We start from the raw sequence: 17756 nt of genomic DNA, 5'->3' as shown, positions 1-17756 counted from the left end.
ATTGGCTCTTTAGCTAGCACAAAAATGCCCAAAAGTTGGCTAGCCTTCGAATGAAGACTGAATACATTTTCTGATTTGGTTCATTTGGCTAAGTTGGAATTGGGGCTGATTATTGAAGATCTTGCCTTCACTGCTATCCATTGCCTGCCGCAGGCTTATGTGTAGTTACTTCTACGAGACGCCGCAAGCACGTCCTTGTGGGCTCTACCAAAACATCAGACCCACAAGGATGTGGGAAATGCCTAGAAATGAAGGAAACATTTCCGGCCATGTTTTGGAAGCTCGCAGCCGCACCTACACCCGTTTATCTATCTCTTCGATTAAAGTTTTTCGGACTCTGTACTAACACGGAAATGCCCCTTTATTAGTTAAAGGCAATAATCAGGAAAGAGTTGTGAAGAGCCTGTTGGCCTACTTTTGCGGCTCTTCTCCGCTTAGGTGAGTCTATTCATATCAAAGATCATAAATAACATTATTATTTACAACACTTTCTTATTTGTGAATAAGCGAATATACCTTGCCATCATTATCATCCACCCTATTTAGCTTTAAAGGGCAATGTGTACAGTCCTTTTCTATAGAACAAGGCTCTCACTCTGTTCTTGTACGATGCCGCCGAGACGGACGGTTTAAGAACCAAGAACTGAAAGGCGATGTACAGTTGATCACTATGTAAGAAGACGGGTACACGATCTACCTGTTAGTGAACGTCCTTGTAGCATCGAAGTCAAACTCGCTCAGACCAGAGATAAAGACGGAAGAAGGTTAATTGAGGCGACTGAATACGTTGCAAAAGGAGCGCGATATACCATTCGCTTCTGTCGGTTCATTAGTGGATTGTGCCGATACATGAGCATTCACGCAGTCTCTCAACATTTAGGTATTCGCTGGGAGACGGTAAAGAACATTGATAAGGAATATCTACATTCAACTCTGCCAGGCTTGGAGCCAGCGAAGCTTAACAACTTAATCCATATTGGCGTTGATGAAGTAGCCAGAGCCAAAAGGCATGACTACATGACCGTTGTATACGATTTGGTTTCTGGTCATTTAATTTGGGTCGAACACGGTAGAAAAGCAGCAATCCTTATTTCGTTCTTCGAGCAACTCTCAACAACTACAAGAGACGGTATTAAAGCGGTTTCAATGGATATGGGTCAGCCTTATCAATCGGCAGTAAGGAAAATGCTCCCTAACGCAGATATCGTTTTCGACCGATTTCATGTGATGCAAAACTACTGTTTACTCATCAAAAAAGAACGCGCCAAAGCCTTTCGAAATGGTTCTCATGAAGATAAAAAGATGCTCAAAGGAACGTTATTTCTCTTGCTAAAAAACGCCCATAAGTTGGATGAAAGGCAGTCAGATAGGCTTGGTGATTTACTCGAGAGTAACAAGACTCTCTGCATTGTTTATATGCTGAAAGAGCAGTTACAAGCGATATGGGATGAACCGTGTTACACGTCGATGGTTAAGGCACTTGAAGCTTGGTGCGGTCTTGCTAGGTCAACGAGGATATTGTCCTTGTGTAATTATGCAGACGCACTATTGGATAAAAAAATTGGTGTCTGCAATTACGCAAAATATAGATTAACCAACGCTCGAGTTGAAGCGGGGAATGTCTCTATTGGTTTACTCAGGCGAAGAGCTAGAGGGATACGAGACATTGAATACTTCAAACTCAAGATCAGACAAACATCAGTCCCTGATACCCATTCAACCTTTTATCCAAATATCAAGCTCACCTAAGCGGAGAAGAGCCCCTTACCTAATGAGACTCATTACTTTAAGAACTTTAACTCTGACACGTTTATGTCCAAAACCTTCCTAGAATCACTCAATCTCTGAGTGTGATCACCAAGGGACTTTGTCGTACAAAACCTAAATCGAAGAGATAAAAAATCAGGTGTGAATGCGGCTATGACCTTCGACAGCATGGACGCTGTCGTAGAGGCTATAAGGATTGAGCTTGCAACGATATCCCTATCTTAATGCCAGTTCAGCATCCATGCTTCTCGTTCGTTAGCTTGAAGCTATGCTTCACTCACCGTGTCATAGAAGTATTTACACATAAGGGTCGTTCGTTCACATCCGTGTGATCACGACATTCGTATATCCATAAACAGCACATTCTGCAAGCAATAGATATCAACGAAGCTATGCCTATCTGGCAATAACCAAATACTAATTTAGCTAAATGAACCCAAGCTAAAAAGATATTTGAAACTTGCTATTAGGCAAGTCAGCAAGTTAATAAGATGGTACGCCCCAACCTAGTGTTAAACTCCAGTTTGTCTGGTTAACAAATAAGAGGTGATCATCATGTCTAACTTTCGCGTTATAGGGATTGATTTAGGTAAAAGCACATTTCATCTTATTGCTCATGACTATGCCGGGAGGGAAGTGCTTCGTAAGAAATTAACCAGACCGAGGCTGATTCAATTTTTATCCATTCAAGAGCCAACCATCATTGCAATGGAAGCCTGTGGTGGCTGCCATTGGCTTGCTAGAAAATGTGAGTCATATGGTCATCAAGTTAAATTGATCCCCGCTCAATATGTAAAACCTTACGTTAAAACTCACAAAAATGACTTCATTGATGCAGATGCCATTGCTGAAGCGGCAATGAGGCCCAGCATGAGATTCACATCACCAAAAAGTGAAACCGCACAAGTCGCCACTGTCATTCGTCGTATACGTTCGGGCTACATCAAAGAAAGAACTGCCAGCATGAATAGAATTGGCTCTATGTTGCTTGAGTTTGGTATGAGCTTTCCTAGAGGCCATGCCCATATGAAAAAGCTGTTCCAATGGCTAGCAGATAAAGGTGAACCGATCCCTTTAACATTGATGGTCGAGTTGCAGGAGTTACATGAATACTACAAACATCTGAACGAATTAATAAAAAAACAAGATAAGAAATTGCAGTTGTTACTTAATGAAAACCCATTAATGCAGTTACTACAGTCAATACCTGGTGTAGGGCCAATGACAGCTGCTTGTTGCTTATCAAATGTAGGGAACGCATCAGATTTTAAGAATGGCCGAAATTTTGCTGCTTGGATTGGTCTGGTTCCGTTTCAATACTCCACAGGGGGAAAGACAAGAATGCTTGGCATTTCTAAACGGGGTAATAAAGAACTGCGAGAATTGTTTGTTGATGCCGCACGAGTCATTGTGTCAAGGCCTGAGACATCTGAACGGTATTTTGGTCATTGGTTAACAGAGTTAAGAATGAGGAAACCGTTCAATGTTGCGGTTGTCGCATTAGCAAATAAATTAGCGCGTATAGCTTGGTCAGTAATGACAAGCCAGAAAGCGTTTGAGTTAAGAGTTTAAATCGAGTTACTACCGAGTTTGCAGATGATAAAAATAGATGACAAAACGGTTAGACCACCAGATTGAAGACCTGATGGACAGAACAGCAATTAATATGCTTTCTCGTTTTTGAGGACAATCTGGCGCGGATCTCATCGTAGAGCTGGGACTAATGAAGGTCTCAATAGACTCTGAATACATTAGCGCAAACCAACTCCTGTTATCTTGCTTTATTATTTGCAATAACGGGGCGTACCATACATTCTGTCCAGAAACGAGCTACAACCAACAAGTTCAATCGAAGAGATAAACAATCAGGTGTGAATGTGGCTGTGACCTTCCGTGACAAGGATGTCACGGTAGAGCCCACAGGGCAGAAAATGTTCCAGACATTTTTCTGCATTTCCTACTATCCATGTAGGTCAGATATACTTGCGCCGTGTCATAGAAGTATTTACACATAAGGCCTGCTGCAAGCAATAAATACCATTGAGGGTATGGTTCTCAGTAAACAAACCAATATAGATACTTGCCAAATGAAACCAACCACAAAGAGACTTCATCACTTGTTATTTAACAAGTGTCCAGAACTTGTTATCTGACAAGTAGCCAACCCATTAGTAAGATCCACCAAGCATTAGTCTAATCCACCACCAAGTTTCGAAACTCTCACCTAACCAATTAACTAAGTTTACTTAATTGTATGAAATATAATAAGAATATAATCTTGGCTTAGCTCTTGCTTTATCTCGTTCATATCAGGATTTTAAATCACAGGATGACCCTATTATGATGATGCTAATAAAAAAAATAGCCACAGCAACCCTTAGTAGCATGTTGGTGATGTCTGCAGCATTCTCTACTTTGGCAATCATGCCTGTTCAAGCTGACGCAGATAGAAGCTTGAGCCAGACTTTTGCCTGTGATGGTCAGCAAGTGTTATTAGATATGGATGTAGGGTCGGCGGAGGTGTTTGCGATCGATGAGCAGGAGATACGAGTTGAAGTGGTGGTATCTCACTCCGATAGCAGTTGGTTTTCACTCTGGAGCAGTTCAGAACTTGATGATGTTGAGTTAGACATCGATCAAGCATCTAAGCAAATTACACTAAAATTGAATGATCAAGATGATGTTAAGCAAGTGTGGAAAATCTACCTACCTCGAGAGGCCGCGGTAACACTCAATGTTGGTGTGGGGCAGGTGGAAGTCAACAACATGGAAAGTGATGTTGATATCGACTTAGGTGTCGGTCATGCACAAATTAAACATAGCATTATCTATAGCTCTGTCTCGCTTGAATCCGGTGTCGGTGAGGTGAGTGTTGAAGATGATGGTCATGCTGTTGCCATCGACCGTAACTTCGTCAGACAAGCTTACTATAACCAAGATGATACAGGGTTTGGTCACCTCAGTGTAAATGTTGGTGTTGGTCAGATCGAAGTTGAGCACTTTTAATCTGTTGATAGAAACATATTTATAGCTAATGAAAGCCCATTTCGATGGGCTTTTCTGTATCCGTAGTTTAGGTGTTACGTTAATGTGGCAAAGTGACGTTGCGTAAGTATGGCTATTGACCGGACACTTTGGCGGTTTACAGCAATGTGTTAATCTACTCTCCTTCACCGAACTGCACGTGGTTGTAGACTCGATAGGGCCCGGAAAATAGCGGGTGGAAGTTCAATCAGTTAATTGACTTCTTTCACTATAAACTGTTTAGGTGACGTTAATGCTAATTTAAGTACGGACGCATAATGACTTTTACCTCAGTACAAAAAAACGGGTTTACGCTAATAGAAATGGTCGTGGTAATCATTGTGCTCGGGATCTTAGCTGTTATCGCTTTACCTAAATTTGTTAATTTCAATGCTGATAGTAAAGTTGCTGTCTTAGACGGTATCGCTGCAGCCATGAAAAGTGGTCTAAGTATGGTCCACAGTAAGGCTGTTATTGAAGGAGAAAATATAGGTGCTGGTAGTATTGAGCAAGCTGGCGTATTGATCCCTCTTTACAACGGCTACCCAATAGTCGATGGCAACGACAGTTTCGATGAGCTTAATCGTCAAGTCCAAGCCTGGCTTGATATCGATTCAGTATCACTTACTGCTATTGAGCTTGATAACAACGCAGCGCCTTTCTTTATTGATAAATCCATTGCCAACAACTACATTTATATCTTTTTTTCTGAAGATCTTAACGATAAAAGTGTCAGCTTTAACTGCCATATTCGTTACGAAAATGTCATCAATACCACAGAACCAATCATTACCGTCAAACATAGTGACTGCTAAATGGTGCTTTTTGTATTCAGAGTAAAGCGTTCAATTAATGAGAGTGGGTAGTACCACTCTTTAGTTTTAGTTTGTTAAGTAGTGGCAGCAGTTGCTGCAGTGCTAATGCTATTAAGATAAGTCCTAGCCCTACGTAGGTGGAGCGGGCTATCTCCTCTTGTAAGATCCAGGCAATAAAACCTATGCTCATGACAGGCGACATAAAAGCCATAGTACTAATACTTGCGGTGCGGTCAGCTTTTTTAAGTGCAATTAACCAAAGCACGAAAGTGATCCCCATTTCGAAAAAACCCACATAGATACCTGCAGCAAAAGCTTGCAAGTTCCAGCTTGGTAGCTCTTGAGTCAATAACAGTGTGCCAAGAATAAAGGGAAATCCGACTAAGAAGCTTAAGAGTAGGCTGACAACTGGATCGCCTTTATCTTTGGTATTGATGATCCAGTAGAGAGACCAGAGTAAGGTACTGGTTAGTGCTAGGATGACCCCTGTTCCACTCTCAAATGAGAAACCAGTGAGGTTACCGTTGGTAGCAATAACGAATACACCAAAATAGGCGACAATTGCGGCGACCATATCACTTTTACGAAGTTTCTGCGCCAGCATAGGAACAGAAAGGAGTGGCAAGAGTATGGCCCAAGTATAATTGAGTGATAATGCCTGCTGAGCGGGCAGCAGGTCATAGGCTTTAAAAAGCACTAGATAATAGAGAAACGGATTAATTAAGCCTGTCTGCAGGTAAAAGTATGGACGTGCAACAAACTGAGTTTTAATCAGATTGAGTTTTCGTTGAACAACAAGAATGATTCCAAGGGCTACAATCGAAGTGGTGACAGCGACCAATACCAGCTGTAAAGGGGTAAAGTGTTCCAGCGCCAGTTTAAAGGCGGAGGCAACAGTTGACCATAGGCATACAGCGCCTATGCCGTAAACATAAGCCTGATTAGATTGTTTCAATTTTTATTACTCACAAGAGACGACTAAGCAGTGGATTGTGGTTTCATCTGAGAACATGACATCAATCAACTGCACTTCTTAATTGCATTCATTATATAGTATTCACTATTTGATAGTACGTCATAGATCAAAAAATTGAGGGTTTAGTTCTTTTTTGTTATCTCCCCTTGTAATTGATACCCAAGGCCCAATATAGGGTTTAAGGAAAGATATTGAGACACCTTGGATCTAGCGTTACTGTTTTAAGCAAAGCAATAAAGCTTTAACTTGAAATTAGTTTAGTCCGTCCCCATATCTCCATCAGATGACAAATTAGCTTTTATATAGAAAAGATTTCAGGAGCACCACAATGGGTAAAATTATTGGTATCGATTTAGGCACAACTAACTCTTGCGTAGCTGTGTTAGATGGTGGCGTAGCACGCGTATTGGAAAATGCCGAAGGCGATCGTACGACTCCTTCAATCGTCGCTTACACCGGTGACGAAATATTAGTGGGTCAACCTGCAAAGCGTCAGGCTGTTACAAACCCAACTAACACTTTCTACGCGATTAAGCGTCTTATTGGTCGTCGTTTTAAAGATGACGAAGTTCAACGTGATGTTGACATTATGCCATTCAAAATCATTGCAGCTGATAACGGTGATGCTTGGGTTGAAGCTCACGGTAAGAAGATGGCTCCGCCACAGGTTTCTGCTGAAATTCTTAAAAAGATGAAGAAGACTGCCGAAGATTTTCTAGGTGAAGAAGTAACAGAAGCAGTTATTACTGTTCCTGCATACTTCAACGATTCACAGCGTCAAGCGACTAAAGATGCTGGCCGTATCGCAGGTCTTGAAGTTAAGCGTATTATCAACGAGCCAACAGCGGCTGCACTTGCTTATGGTATTGATAAGAAGCAAGGCGACAATATTGTTGCTGTATACGATTTAGGTGGTGGTACATTTGATATCTCTATCATTGAAATTGACAGCGTAGATGGTGAGCAGACGTTTGAAGTGCTTGCAACTAACGGTGATACCCACTTAGGTGGTGAAGATTTTGATAACCGTATGATTAAGTATCTTGCTGATGAGTTCGAAAAAGATCAAGGCATGAACTTACGTAAAGATCCGTTGGCTATGCAGCGTCTAAAAGAAGCGGCTGAAAAAGCGAAGATCGAACTTTCAAGTACGACTCAAACTGAAGTGAATCTACCTTACATCACTGCCGATGCATCAGGTCCTAAGCATTTAGTGGTCAAGATCACTCGTGCCAAACTTGAGTCTTTGGTTGAAGATTTGATCACTCGTACTCTAGAGCCTCTGAAAGTTGCGCTTGCTGATGCAGATTTAAGCGTTTCAGATATCAACGAAGTTATTCTTGTTGGTGGTCAGACTCGTATGCCTAAAGTACGCACTGAAGTTTCAGCTTTTTTTGGTAAAGAGTTACGTCAAGACGTTAACCCTGATGAAGCGGTTGCTATCGGTGCTGCAGTTCAAGCTGGTGTACTTTCTGGTGAAGTGAAAGATGTACTTTTACTTGACGTTACGCCTCTGTCTCTAGGTATTGAGACTATGGGTAGCGTAATGACTAAGCTTATCGAGAAGAACACCACTATCCCGACTAAGGCTTCACAAACCTTTTCGACTGCTGACGACAACCAAAGTGCGGTAACCATTCATGTACTTCAAGGTGAGCGTAAGCAATCAAGTGGCAACAAGTCTCTGGGCCAATTTAACCTAGAGGGTATCGAACCTGCACCACGTGGTCAGCCACAAGTTGAGGTTGCTTTCGATATTGATGCCGATGGTATCTTGCATGTTTCTGCAACCGATAAGAAAACCGGTAAAGCGCAGAACATCACCATTAAAGCCTCTTCTGGTCTAAGTGAAGAAGAAGTTGAAGCCATGGTACGTGATGCTGAAGCGCATGCAGATGAAGATGCTAAGTTCGAAGAGCTAGTCGTTGCGCGTAATCAAGCCGATGGTATGGTTCATTCGACTAAGAAGCAGATTGAAGAAGCTGGCGAAGCATTATCAAGCGACGACAAAGAGAAGATTGAAGCTGCGATGGCAGCTGTTGATACCGCGACTAAAGGTAAAGACAAAGAAGCAATCGATAAGGCAACTCAAGAGCTAATGGAAGCGTCTTCTAAGTTGATGGAAATTGCTCAAGCCAAAGCTCAAGCAGAGCAAGGTCAGCAAGCTTCACAAGGTGAAGCCAAAGCTGCTAAGCCAGATGAAGATGTTGTTGATGCTGAGTTTGAAGAAGTAAAAGATGACAAGAAATAATAGAGGCTAACCCCGACATTATTGCACACGGGCGTTAGGGGAAACTCTAACGCCCGTTGTCACAAGATTAGCTAAGAGATTAACTGTAACTTCAGCAAAAAAAAAGCGTGAGATTATGTCAAAGCGAGATTATTACGAAGTACTAAGTGTTGGGCGTGACGCTAGCGAACGTGAAATAAAAAAAGCTTACAAACGTTTAGCCATGAAATTCCATCCGGATCGCAATCCAGATGATAAGCAAGCTGAAACCAATTTTAAAGAGATCAAAGAGGCTTACGAGATTCTGACCGATAGCGATAAGAAAGCCGCCTATGATCAATTTGGTCATGCGGGGGTTGATCCTAATCGCGGTCATGGTGGCGGTAGTGCTGACTTTGGTGACGTATTTGGTGATGTATTCGGTGACATCTTTGGTGGTGGTCGTCGTGGCGGTGGTCAGCGTCAAGCTGCTCGTGGTAGTGATCTGCGTTATAACTTAGAGTTGTCTCTTGAAGAGGCCGTGAAAGGGTTAACGAAAGAGTTACGTATTCCAAAGCTGACGACTTGTGATGTTTGTGATGGTAGCGGTGCTAAGAAAGGCACTTCACCTACGACTTGTGGCACGTGTCACGGTCAAGGCCAAGTTCAGATGCGTCAAGGCTTTTTTGCGGTTCAACAAGCCTGTCCAACCTGTCATGGTCGCGGTAAAATCATTAAAGATCCATGTAATAAGTGTCATGGTGAAGGTCGCGTCGAGAAGAGCAAAACCTTATCGGTTAAGATCCCTGCCGGAGTTGATAATGGCGATCGTATTCGTCTATCTGGTGAAGGTGAAGCGGGCGAGTTTGGTGCACCTCCCGGCGATCTCTATGTACAAGTGAGTGTGCGAGAACATGCTATTTTTGTTCGTGATGGTAATAACCTCTATTGCGAAGTGCCAATTTCATTCGGTAAAGCAGGTCTTGGCGGTGAGATTGAAGTGCCAACACTTGATGGCAAGGTTAACCTTAAGATCCCAGCAGAAACACAAACTGGTCGTATGTTCCGCATGCGTGGTAAAGGTGTGAAGTCTGTACGTAGCCATGCAGTAGGTGATTTGCTGTGTAAGGTTGTGATGGAGACGCCGGTTAAACTTAACGAGCGTCAAAAAGAGCTACTTCGCGAGTTCGATGAAACCTTAACGGGTTCATCATCTAAGAAACACAGCCCTAAGGCTGAGGGGTTCTTTGACGGTGTGAAGAAGTTTTTTCAAGATCTAAATGGCTAACCCTAGAATTAAAAAATAGTCGAAAAGCTGAAATTAAGTTTACGAAGCCCCGTTTGCTAACGCAAAACGGGGCTTTTTTGCACATGGAGGTGCTTATCCCTGATCGCAAGGACTGCGATGGAAGGGATTTATATAGGGACTTCCCTTAACAAGAGTTATCCCGAGCGTCATGGCACCTGTAATACTCCATCGGTAACAGCTCCGTGCGTTACTCTACCTCCTGGCTCAATTCAGTCGTGCATTTCTTGGTGTTACCAAATAATGTTCCGTTATCTGTTGCACTAAGGTTGATAAAAGTTTGATAGAATATTGCCTAGAACCTAGAACCTAGAACCTAGAACCTAGAACCTAGAACCTAGAACCTAGAACCTAGAACCTAGAACCTAGAACCTAGAACCTAGAACCTAGAACCTAGAACCTAGAACCTAGAACCTAGAACCTAGAACCTAGAATAGAACCTGGAACCAGCTAGTAATCTAGCCTAGAACTAGAACCAGCTAATAATCTAGCCTAGAACCTAGAAGTATTTATTAAAGGACTATTTATCAATGAAATTGTTACCTGTATTACTTCTGTTGACCTTCGGGTTAATGGGCTGTGCGACTAGCCAGTCACCAACGGGACGAAGTCAGATACTACTTTTTTCCTCTCAAGAGATAGATCAGATGGGGGCAAGTTCGTTTGAGCAGATAAAGAAGCAAGAGAAAGTGAGTCAAGATGCCAAACTCAATCGTTATGTAGATTGTGTCGCGAACCGGATCACAAGCGTGCTGCCTACATCGAATTTACCTTGGGATATTGTGGTGTTTGAATCCCCCCAAGTTAATGCCTTTGCACTACCTGGTGGTCATATCGGGGTTTACACAAGGATTGTTGAAGGTGGCTGAAAATGAAGATCAACTTGCTACAGTAATAGGGCATGAAGTGGCACACGTTTTGGCTAATCACAGTAATGAGCAGGTTTCTCGAACTCAGATGACAGGTATGGGAATGCAGTTGGCTGATGTGGCACTGGTTGCTGGCGGGGTGAATAATAAAGACCTCTATATGGCTGCATTAGGTTTAGGTACCCAAGTGGGCTTTATTCTACCCTATGGCCGTGAACAGGAGAGTGAAGCGGATATTATGGGGATTGAGTTAATGGCAAGAGCGGGATTTGATCCGAGTCAGAGCATGGTGCTCTGGCAAAATATGGCTAAGCAAGGTGGTGACCAAGGTCCCGAGCTTCTTGCAACGCATCCCTCCCATGACCACAGAATTGATGATTTGAATAAGATGCAGACACAGGTTGCTCCTTTATATAAGGCAAGTCAGGCTAGGATTAAACAGACGTGTAAAATTGATAAAAAATCGAGATCAAATTAAGTATCTGTTTTGTGGTTATGTTAAGCTACTGCGCGAAAATTAATTGAATAACTGAGAGTAGAATCATTATGTCTGACAAGTTTACTACTATTGAAGCACAAGCAAGTTACGGTGTTGGTCGCCAACTTGGTGAGCAGCTAGCTGCTAACTCTTTTGAAGGTATCGATATCTCAGCTGTACAGCTCGGTTTATCTGATGCGTTTGACGGTATAGAGAGTCAAGTTGCTATGCAAGATCTTCAGGCTGCATTTACTGAGATCAGTCAGCGTATTCAAAAGGTGCAGGAAGCTGCGGCAGAAGCCGCTTCAGCTGAAGGTGAAATATTCCTTGCTGAAATTGCCAAGCGTGATGGTATTTTGACATTAGAGTCTGGTCTACAGTATGAAATCATTACCGAAGGTACTGGCGAAAAGCCAAGCCTAGATGCGACTGTTCGTACCCATTATCATGGTACTTTCATTAATGGTGATGTGTTCGATAGTTCAGTTGTGCGTGATCAGCCAGCCGAGTTCCCAGTCTCGGGTGTTATTGCTGGTTGGACTGAAGCACTTCAGCTAATGCCTGTGGGTTCTAAGTGGAGGCTTTATGTACCGCATCACTTAGCTTACGGTGAGCGTGGAGCCGGTGCATCTATCCCGCCATATTCGGCGCTAGTATTTGAAGTCGAACTGCTCGACATTCTGTAATATTAGAAGCCTAAGCAGATGCTTAGGCTTTTTTTTGAGAAAATTTTAGCACTGTCATTATGTCTGTCAGTAAAGAATAAGGGTTAGGTAAGGAGTCTATGATGAGTGAAAAAGTCAGAGTGGCAATCACTGGCGGTAGTGGCCGTATGGGGCGCACTCTTATTGAAGCCGCTAAGCAGCACCCAATGATATTTTTGGGGGCCGTCATCGAACGAGCTGGCTCAACGTTAATTGGTGTTGATGCTGGTGAGCTTGCTGGTGTTGGCTCTATGAACGTACCGATTACCGACTCTTTGGATCTTGTGGTCGATGATTTCGATGTGCTAATCGACTTTACTTCACCAGAAGCTAGCTTAGTTCACACACACTGGTGTGCTCATCATGGTAAAGCCATCGTTATTGGCACGACAGGGTTTAATCATTCTCAGAAAGAACAGATTTCGGTTTATGCCGAAAAGACCCCAGTGGTGATGGCACCCAATATGGCTGTTGGTGTTAACTTGCTGTGGAAATTGCTTGAGATTACTGCTGAAGTGATGGGAGATTACACTGATATTGAAATTATCGAAGCTCACCATAGACATAAGAAAGATGCTCCGTCAGGGACAGCACTTAAAATGGGCGAAGTGATCGCTAATACTTTAGGTCGTGACCTAGATAAGTGTGCTGTGTATGGTCGCGAAGGAATAACAGGCGAGCGGGATCGTCAGACCATCGGTTTTTCTACCATACGTGCCGGTGACATTGTCGGTGAGCATACCGCCATGTTTGCCGATATCGGTGAACGTATCGAAATAACCCATAAAGCATCAAGCAGGATGACCTTTGCCAAAGGTGCAATGAGAGCAGCCTCCTGGTTAGTTGAACAAGATGCAGGCCTTTATGATATGCAGCAAGTTTTAGGACTTAAGTAACTATTTTGTAAAACCGTCAAATTGGCGGTTTTTTTTAGCATTTTAAAAATTAAATTTATAGACCAAGTGCACTAACTCATATATAGTTGCCCGAATTTGTCAAAATTTCGTATTTGTGCGGATATTGGTATTTTAAAAGCAAGAAAAAACATTATATTTTAGTGGCTTGGCTCTTTTTGGAGGTCGCGTTGACAAAGTCTGCCTTACTCGTACTCGAAGATGGAACTGTATTCTCTGGCACAGCTATTGGTGCCGATGGACATGCTGTTGGTGAAGTTGTTTTTAACACTTCAATGACAGGTTACCAAGAGATCCTTACGGATCCATCATATTCTCGTCAAATTGTAACTTTAACCTATCCCCATATTGGTAATACTGGCACCAATGATGAAGATACAGAATCAGATAGCGTGCATGCACGTGGTCTGGTTATTCGAGATCTTCCTTTAATAGCCAGTAATTTCCGTAATCAACAATGTCTCAGTGACTACCTAAAAGCACATAATATTGTGGGTATTGCTGATATTGATACGCGTAAGTTAACCCGTATTTTACGAGAGAAAGGCGCACAAGCTGGGTGTATCCTAGTCGGTGAGCAAGACGTGGCTAAGGCACTTGCAGAAGCAAAAGCTTTCCCGGGTCTAAAAGGCATGGATTTAGCCAAAGAAGTCACAACTGAAACTCAGTATCAATGGCGCAGTGGAAGCTGGCGTCTAGTCGGTGGATTGCCTGTTGATACACCAGAATCTGATCTTAAGTATAAAATCGTCGCGTATGACTACGGTGTAAAACGTAATATTTTACGTATGCTTGTTGACCGTGGTTGTGATGTGACCGTTGTTCCCGCTCAAACACCAGCATCGACAGTGTTAGCCATGAATCCTGATGGGGTTTTTCTGTCAAATGGACCCGGTGATCCTGAGCCATGTGATTATGCGATTGCCGCTATTCAAGAGATCTTGAAAACTGAGGTCCCTGTATTTGGGATCTGTTTGGGTCATCAGTTATTAGCATTAGCGTCTGGTGCTAAAACCTTGAAGATGAAGTTTGGCCACCATGGTGCAAACCACCCAGTAAGTAATATCGAGCAAGGTAATGTGATGATCACTAGCCAAAACCATGGTTTTGCTGCTGATGAATCTAGCTTACCAGCCAACATTAAGGTGACCCATAAATCACTCTTTGATGGTTCTTTGCAAGGTATTCATTTGACGGATAAACCAGCATTTAGCTTCCAGGGACATCCTGAAGCGAGTCCAGGACCCAATGATGCGGCTCCACTGTTCAATCACTTTATTGAACTTATTGAATTGTATCGTCAGAACGCCAAATAGTCGGGAGAAGGTTTAAGCAATGCCAAAACGTACAGATATAAAAAGTATTCTTATCCTAGGTGCTGGGCCGATTGTTATTGGTCAAGCATGTGAGTTTGATTACTCTGGTGCCCAGGCTTGTAAAGCCCTGCGCGAAGAGGGTTACCGAGTTATTTTGGTTAACTCTAATCCAGCAACGATCATGACAGACCCTGAGATGGCCGATGCAACTTATATCGAGCCTATCCACTGGGAAGTTGTTCGTAACATTATTGCCAAAGAGCGCCCTGATGCGATACTTCCGACCATGGGCGGTCAGACAGCACTTAACTGTGCGCTTGAATTAGAGAGTAAAGGCGTTCTTAAAGAGTTTAATGTCGAAATGATCGGTGCAACTGCCGATGCAATTGATAAAGCTGAAGATCGTAGCCGTTTCGATAAGGCAATGAAATCCATTGGTCTTGAGTGTCCTCGTGCGGGTATTGCTCATACCATGGATGAAGCGAATGCCGTCGTTGCTGAGCTTGGTTTTCCTTGTATTATCCGTCCGTCATTTACAATGGGTGGCAGCGGTGGCGGTATTGCCTATAACAAAGAGGAATTCGAGGAGATCTGTTCTCAGGGTCTTGACCTCTCACCGACAAGTGAACTGCTTATTGATGAGTCATTGATCGGCTGGAAAGAGTATGAGATGGAAGTGGTACGTGATCGCAATGACAATTGCATCATCGTCTGCGCTATCGAAAACTTTGATCCTATGGGTGTTCACACCGGTGACTCTATTACCGTTGCACCAGCGCAAACTCTGACCGATAAAGAGTATCAGTTGATGCGTAATGCATCCCTTGCAGTATTGCGTGAGATTGGTGTCGAAACCGGTGGCTCAAACGTACAGTTTGGTATCAACCCTGTTGATGGCCGTATGGTTATCATTGAGATGAACCCGCGCGTATCACGTTCATCAGCTCTTGCTTCGAAAGCCACAGGCTTTCCGATCGCTAGAATAGCGGCAAAATTGGCAATCGGTTATACGTTAGATGAGCTTAAAAATGATATCACTGGTGGTAATACTCCAGCCTCGTTTGAACCCTCCATCGATTACGTCGTGACTAAATTACCCCGCTTTAACTTTGAGAAGTTTGCCGGCGCAAATGATCGTCTTACCACTCAGATGAAGTCTGTGGGTGAAGTGATGGCCATTGGCCGCACCTTCCAAGAGTCGCTACAAAAAGCGCTTCGTGGGCTTGAAGTGGGTATGAACGGCTTAGATCCGATTATCGATATTGATGAGCCTGATGCCATGACACGTATTCGTCATGAGCTTAAAGAGCCGGGTGCTGAGCGTATTTGGTATATTGCCGATGCTTTCCGTGCTGGATTATCTGTGAATGATGTTTTTGGTCTGACGAACATTGATCCTTGGTTCTTAGTTCAAATTGAAGAACTGATTAAGCTTGAATCTGATGTTAAGGATTCAGGTATGTCAGGCATGAGTGAATCATTTTTACGTCAACTAAAGCGTAAAGGTTTCTCTGATATCAGATTGTCATTACTACTTGGGATCAGTGAATCTGAGATGCGTAAACTGCGTCACAAACACGAGATATTCCCGGTTTATAAGCGCGTCGATACTTGTGCGGCAGAATTCTCAACGGATACGGCTTACATGTATTCTACTTATGAAGAGGAATGTGAAGCTGCTCCATCAAATCGTGACAAGATCATGATTTTAGGTGGTGGACCAAACAGAATTGGTCAAGGTATTGAATTTGATTACTGTTGTGTTCATGCGGCCTTAGCGCTTCGTGAAGATGGTTATGAAACCATTATGGTCAATTGTAATCCCGAAACCGTATCTACGGATTTCGATACTTCTGACAGACTATATTTCGAGCCTGTAACCCTTGAAGATGTGTTAGAGATTGTACGTATTGAAAAGCCGAAAGGCGTTATTGTTCAATACGGTGGTCAGACTCCGCTGAAACTTGCTCGTGAGTTAGAAGCTGCAGGCGTACCGATTATAGGCACTAGCCCTGATGCGATTGACCGCGCTGAAGACCGTGAACGTTTCCAGCAAGCTATCCAACGTCTTGAGATGAAGCAACCTGAAAATGATACAGTAACCACTGTTGAAAGAGCGGTTATTTCAGCTGCGCGTATCGGTTATCCGTTAGTGGTTCGTCCATCTTATGTATTGGGTGGTCGCGCAATGGAGATTGTTTATGATGAGCAAGATTTGCGTCGTTACTTTAACGAAGCAGTTAGCGTATCTAATGCATCACCGGTACTGCTAGACCGTTTCCTTGATAACGCTATAGAAGTCGATATTGATGCGATATGTGATGGTGAAACTGTGGTTATCGGTTCTATCATGGAACACATTGAGCAAGCGGGTGTTCACTCTGGTGATTCAGGTTGTTCACTGCCACCATATAGTTTAAGTGACGATGTTCAAAATCGTATGCGCGAGCAGGTGGGTAAACTGGCGATGGAACTGGGCGTTATCGGTTTGATGAATGTTCAGTTTGCTGTTAAGGATGATGAGATCTACATGATCGAAGTCAATCCACGTGCAGCACGTACTGTCCCATTTGTTTCTAAAGCAACTGGGGTGCCTTTAGCTAAGATTGCAGCACGCGTGATGGCTGGCCAAAGCCTTAAATCACAGAACTTCACTAAAGAAGTTATTCCACCTTATTACTCTGTGAAAGAGGTGGTACTGCCTTTTAACAAGTTCCCTGGTGTCGATCCTTTGCTTGGTCCTGAAATGCGTTCAACGGGTGAAGTGATGGGCGTGGGTGATACATTTGCTGAAGCCTATGCCAAAGCTCAACTTGGTGCGACATGTGAAGTGCCTAAGTCTGGACGTGCACTATTGTCTGTTCGTGACAGTGATAAGGCGCGTGTTGTCGATTTAGCGGCGAAGTTAATCGGTTTAGGCTATGAGATCGATGCAACTCATGGTACTGCGGTTATCTTAGGTGAAGCGGGTATTAACCCTCGCTTAGTCAATAAGGTACACGAAGGTCGTCCTCATATTCTTGACCGTATTAAGAATGATGAATACACCTATATTGTGAATACAACTGAAGGTCGTCAAGCGATTGAAGATTCACGTCAACTTCGCCGTGGTGCCTTGCGTTATAAAGTGAACTATACAACGACGTTAAATGCTGCATTTGCAACTTGTATGGCCCATGCTGCTGATGACAGAACTAATGTCAATTCGGTACAAGAGTTACACAAACGGATTAAGTAGTTTTTTCAGTTTATCTTGTTCAAAAGGCCACATTTGTGGCCTTTTTTGTTTTAATTGCCACGGTCTTTAGTTCTGAAGGCGACTTTTCTTATATCGACTAGACTTTAAATAAATAATTTAATGTAATATTAGTTGGTGGG

The 17756-nt window shown here is 43.0% G+C and carries 10 protein-coding genes and 2 pseudogenes; 11 read left to right on the top strand and 1 reads right to left on the bottom strand.

From position 1 onward, the window contains the following. The first annotated feature begins 517 nt into the window (after positions 1-517). The 4 genes and pseudogenes from HWQ47_RS20410 to HWQ47_RS20395 all read left to right on the top strand — a co-directional run bounded on the left by HWQ47_RS20410 (position 518) and on the right by HWQ47_RS20395 (position 5606). Positions 518-1749 (top strand): annotated as a pseudogene (locus HWQ47_RS20410) (ISL3 family transposase). Between the two features lie 573 nt (positions 1750-2322). Next, the gene (locus HWQ47_RS20405) at positions 2323-3339 is read left to right on the top strand and encodes an IS110 family transposase (RefSeq protein WP_269967860.1); all 1017 of its coding nucleotides are present in this window, start codon (positions 2323-2325) and stop codon (positions 3337-3339) included. 768 nt (positions 3340-4107) lie between these two features. Next, positions 4108-4773, top strand: coding sequence for a hypothetical protein (locus HWQ47_RS20400; RefSeq protein ID WP_269967859.1), 666 nt, complete (start codon positions 4108-4110; stop codon positions 4771-4773). A gap of 296 nt (positions 4774-5069) precedes the next feature. After that, positions 5070-5606 (top strand): pilus assembly FimT family protein, encoded by a 537-nt coding sequence (locus HWQ47_RS20395; protein WP_269967858.1) that lies wholly within the window; start codon positions 5070-5072, stop codon positions 5604-5606. Between the two features lie 34 nt (positions 5607-5640). Here the strand turns inward: HWQ47_RS20395 and HWQ47_RS20390 are convergent, their stop codons facing one another. Beyond that, the gene (locus HWQ47_RS20390; protein ID WP_269967857.1) at positions 5641-6561 is read right to left on the bottom strand and encodes a DMT family transporter; all 921 of its coding nucleotides are present in this window, start codon (positions 6559-6561) and stop codon (positions 5641-5643) included. 349 nt (positions 6562-6910) lie between these two features. Here HWQ47_RS20390 and dnaK point away from each other — a divergent pair, with 349 nt between their 5' ends. The 7 genes and pseudogenes from dnaK (at position 6911) to carB (ending at position 17616) form a co-directional block, all read left to right on the top strand. Further along, entirely contained in the window at positions 6911-8833 is a 1923-nt protein-coding gene (gene dnaK, locus HWQ47_RS20385; protein ID WP_269967856.1) for a molecular chaperone DnaK, read from the top strand. Between the two features lie 115 nt (positions 8834-8948). Further along, complete coding sequence (gene dnaJ / locus HWQ47_RS20380) at positions 8949-10079, top strand: molecular chaperone DnaJ (RefSeq protein WP_269967855.1); 1131 nt, start codon at positions 8949-8951, stop codon at positions 10077-10079. A gap of 548 nt (positions 10080-10627) precedes the next feature. Beyond that, positions 10628-11444, top strand: a pseudogene (locus HWQ47_RS20375) (M48 family metallopeptidase). Between the two features lie 68 nt (positions 11445-11512). Further along, positions 11513-12130 (top strand): FKBP-type peptidyl-prolyl cis-trans isomerase, encoded by a 618-nt coding sequence (locus HWQ47_RS20370; protein ID WP_269967854.1) that lies wholly within the window; start codon positions 11513-11515, stop codon positions 12128-12130. A 101-nt stretch (positions 12131-12231) separates the two neighbouring features. Further along, a complete protein-coding gene (gene dapB / locus HWQ47_RS20365) occupies positions 12232-13044 on the top strand; it encodes a 4-hydroxy-tetrahydrodipicolinate reductase (RefSeq protein WP_269971809.1) in 813 nt (270 codons plus the stop codon). A gap of 176 nt (positions 13045-13220) precedes the next feature. After that, positions 13221-14378 (top strand): glutamine-hydrolyzing carbamoyl-phosphate synthase small subunit, encoded by a 1158-nt coding sequence (carA, locus tag HWQ47_RS20360; RefSeq protein ID WP_269971808.1) that lies wholly within the window; start codon positions 13221-13223, stop codon positions 14376-14378. A gap of 19 nt (positions 14379-14397) precedes the next feature. Next, positions 14398-17616, top strand: a complete 3219-nt coding sequence (carB, locus tag HWQ47_RS20355) for a carbamoyl-phosphate synthase large subunit (protein WP_269967853.1) — start codon at positions 14398-14400, stop codon at positions 17614-17616. Positions 17617-17756 lie beyond the last annotated feature (140 nt).

Source organism: Shewanella sp. MTB7 (assembly GCF_027571385.1).
Lineage (GTDB): Bacteria > Pseudomonadota > Gammaproteobacteria > Enterobacterales > Shewanellaceae > Shewanella.
This window is presented reverse-complemented; position numbering and strand designations above follow the sequence as displayed.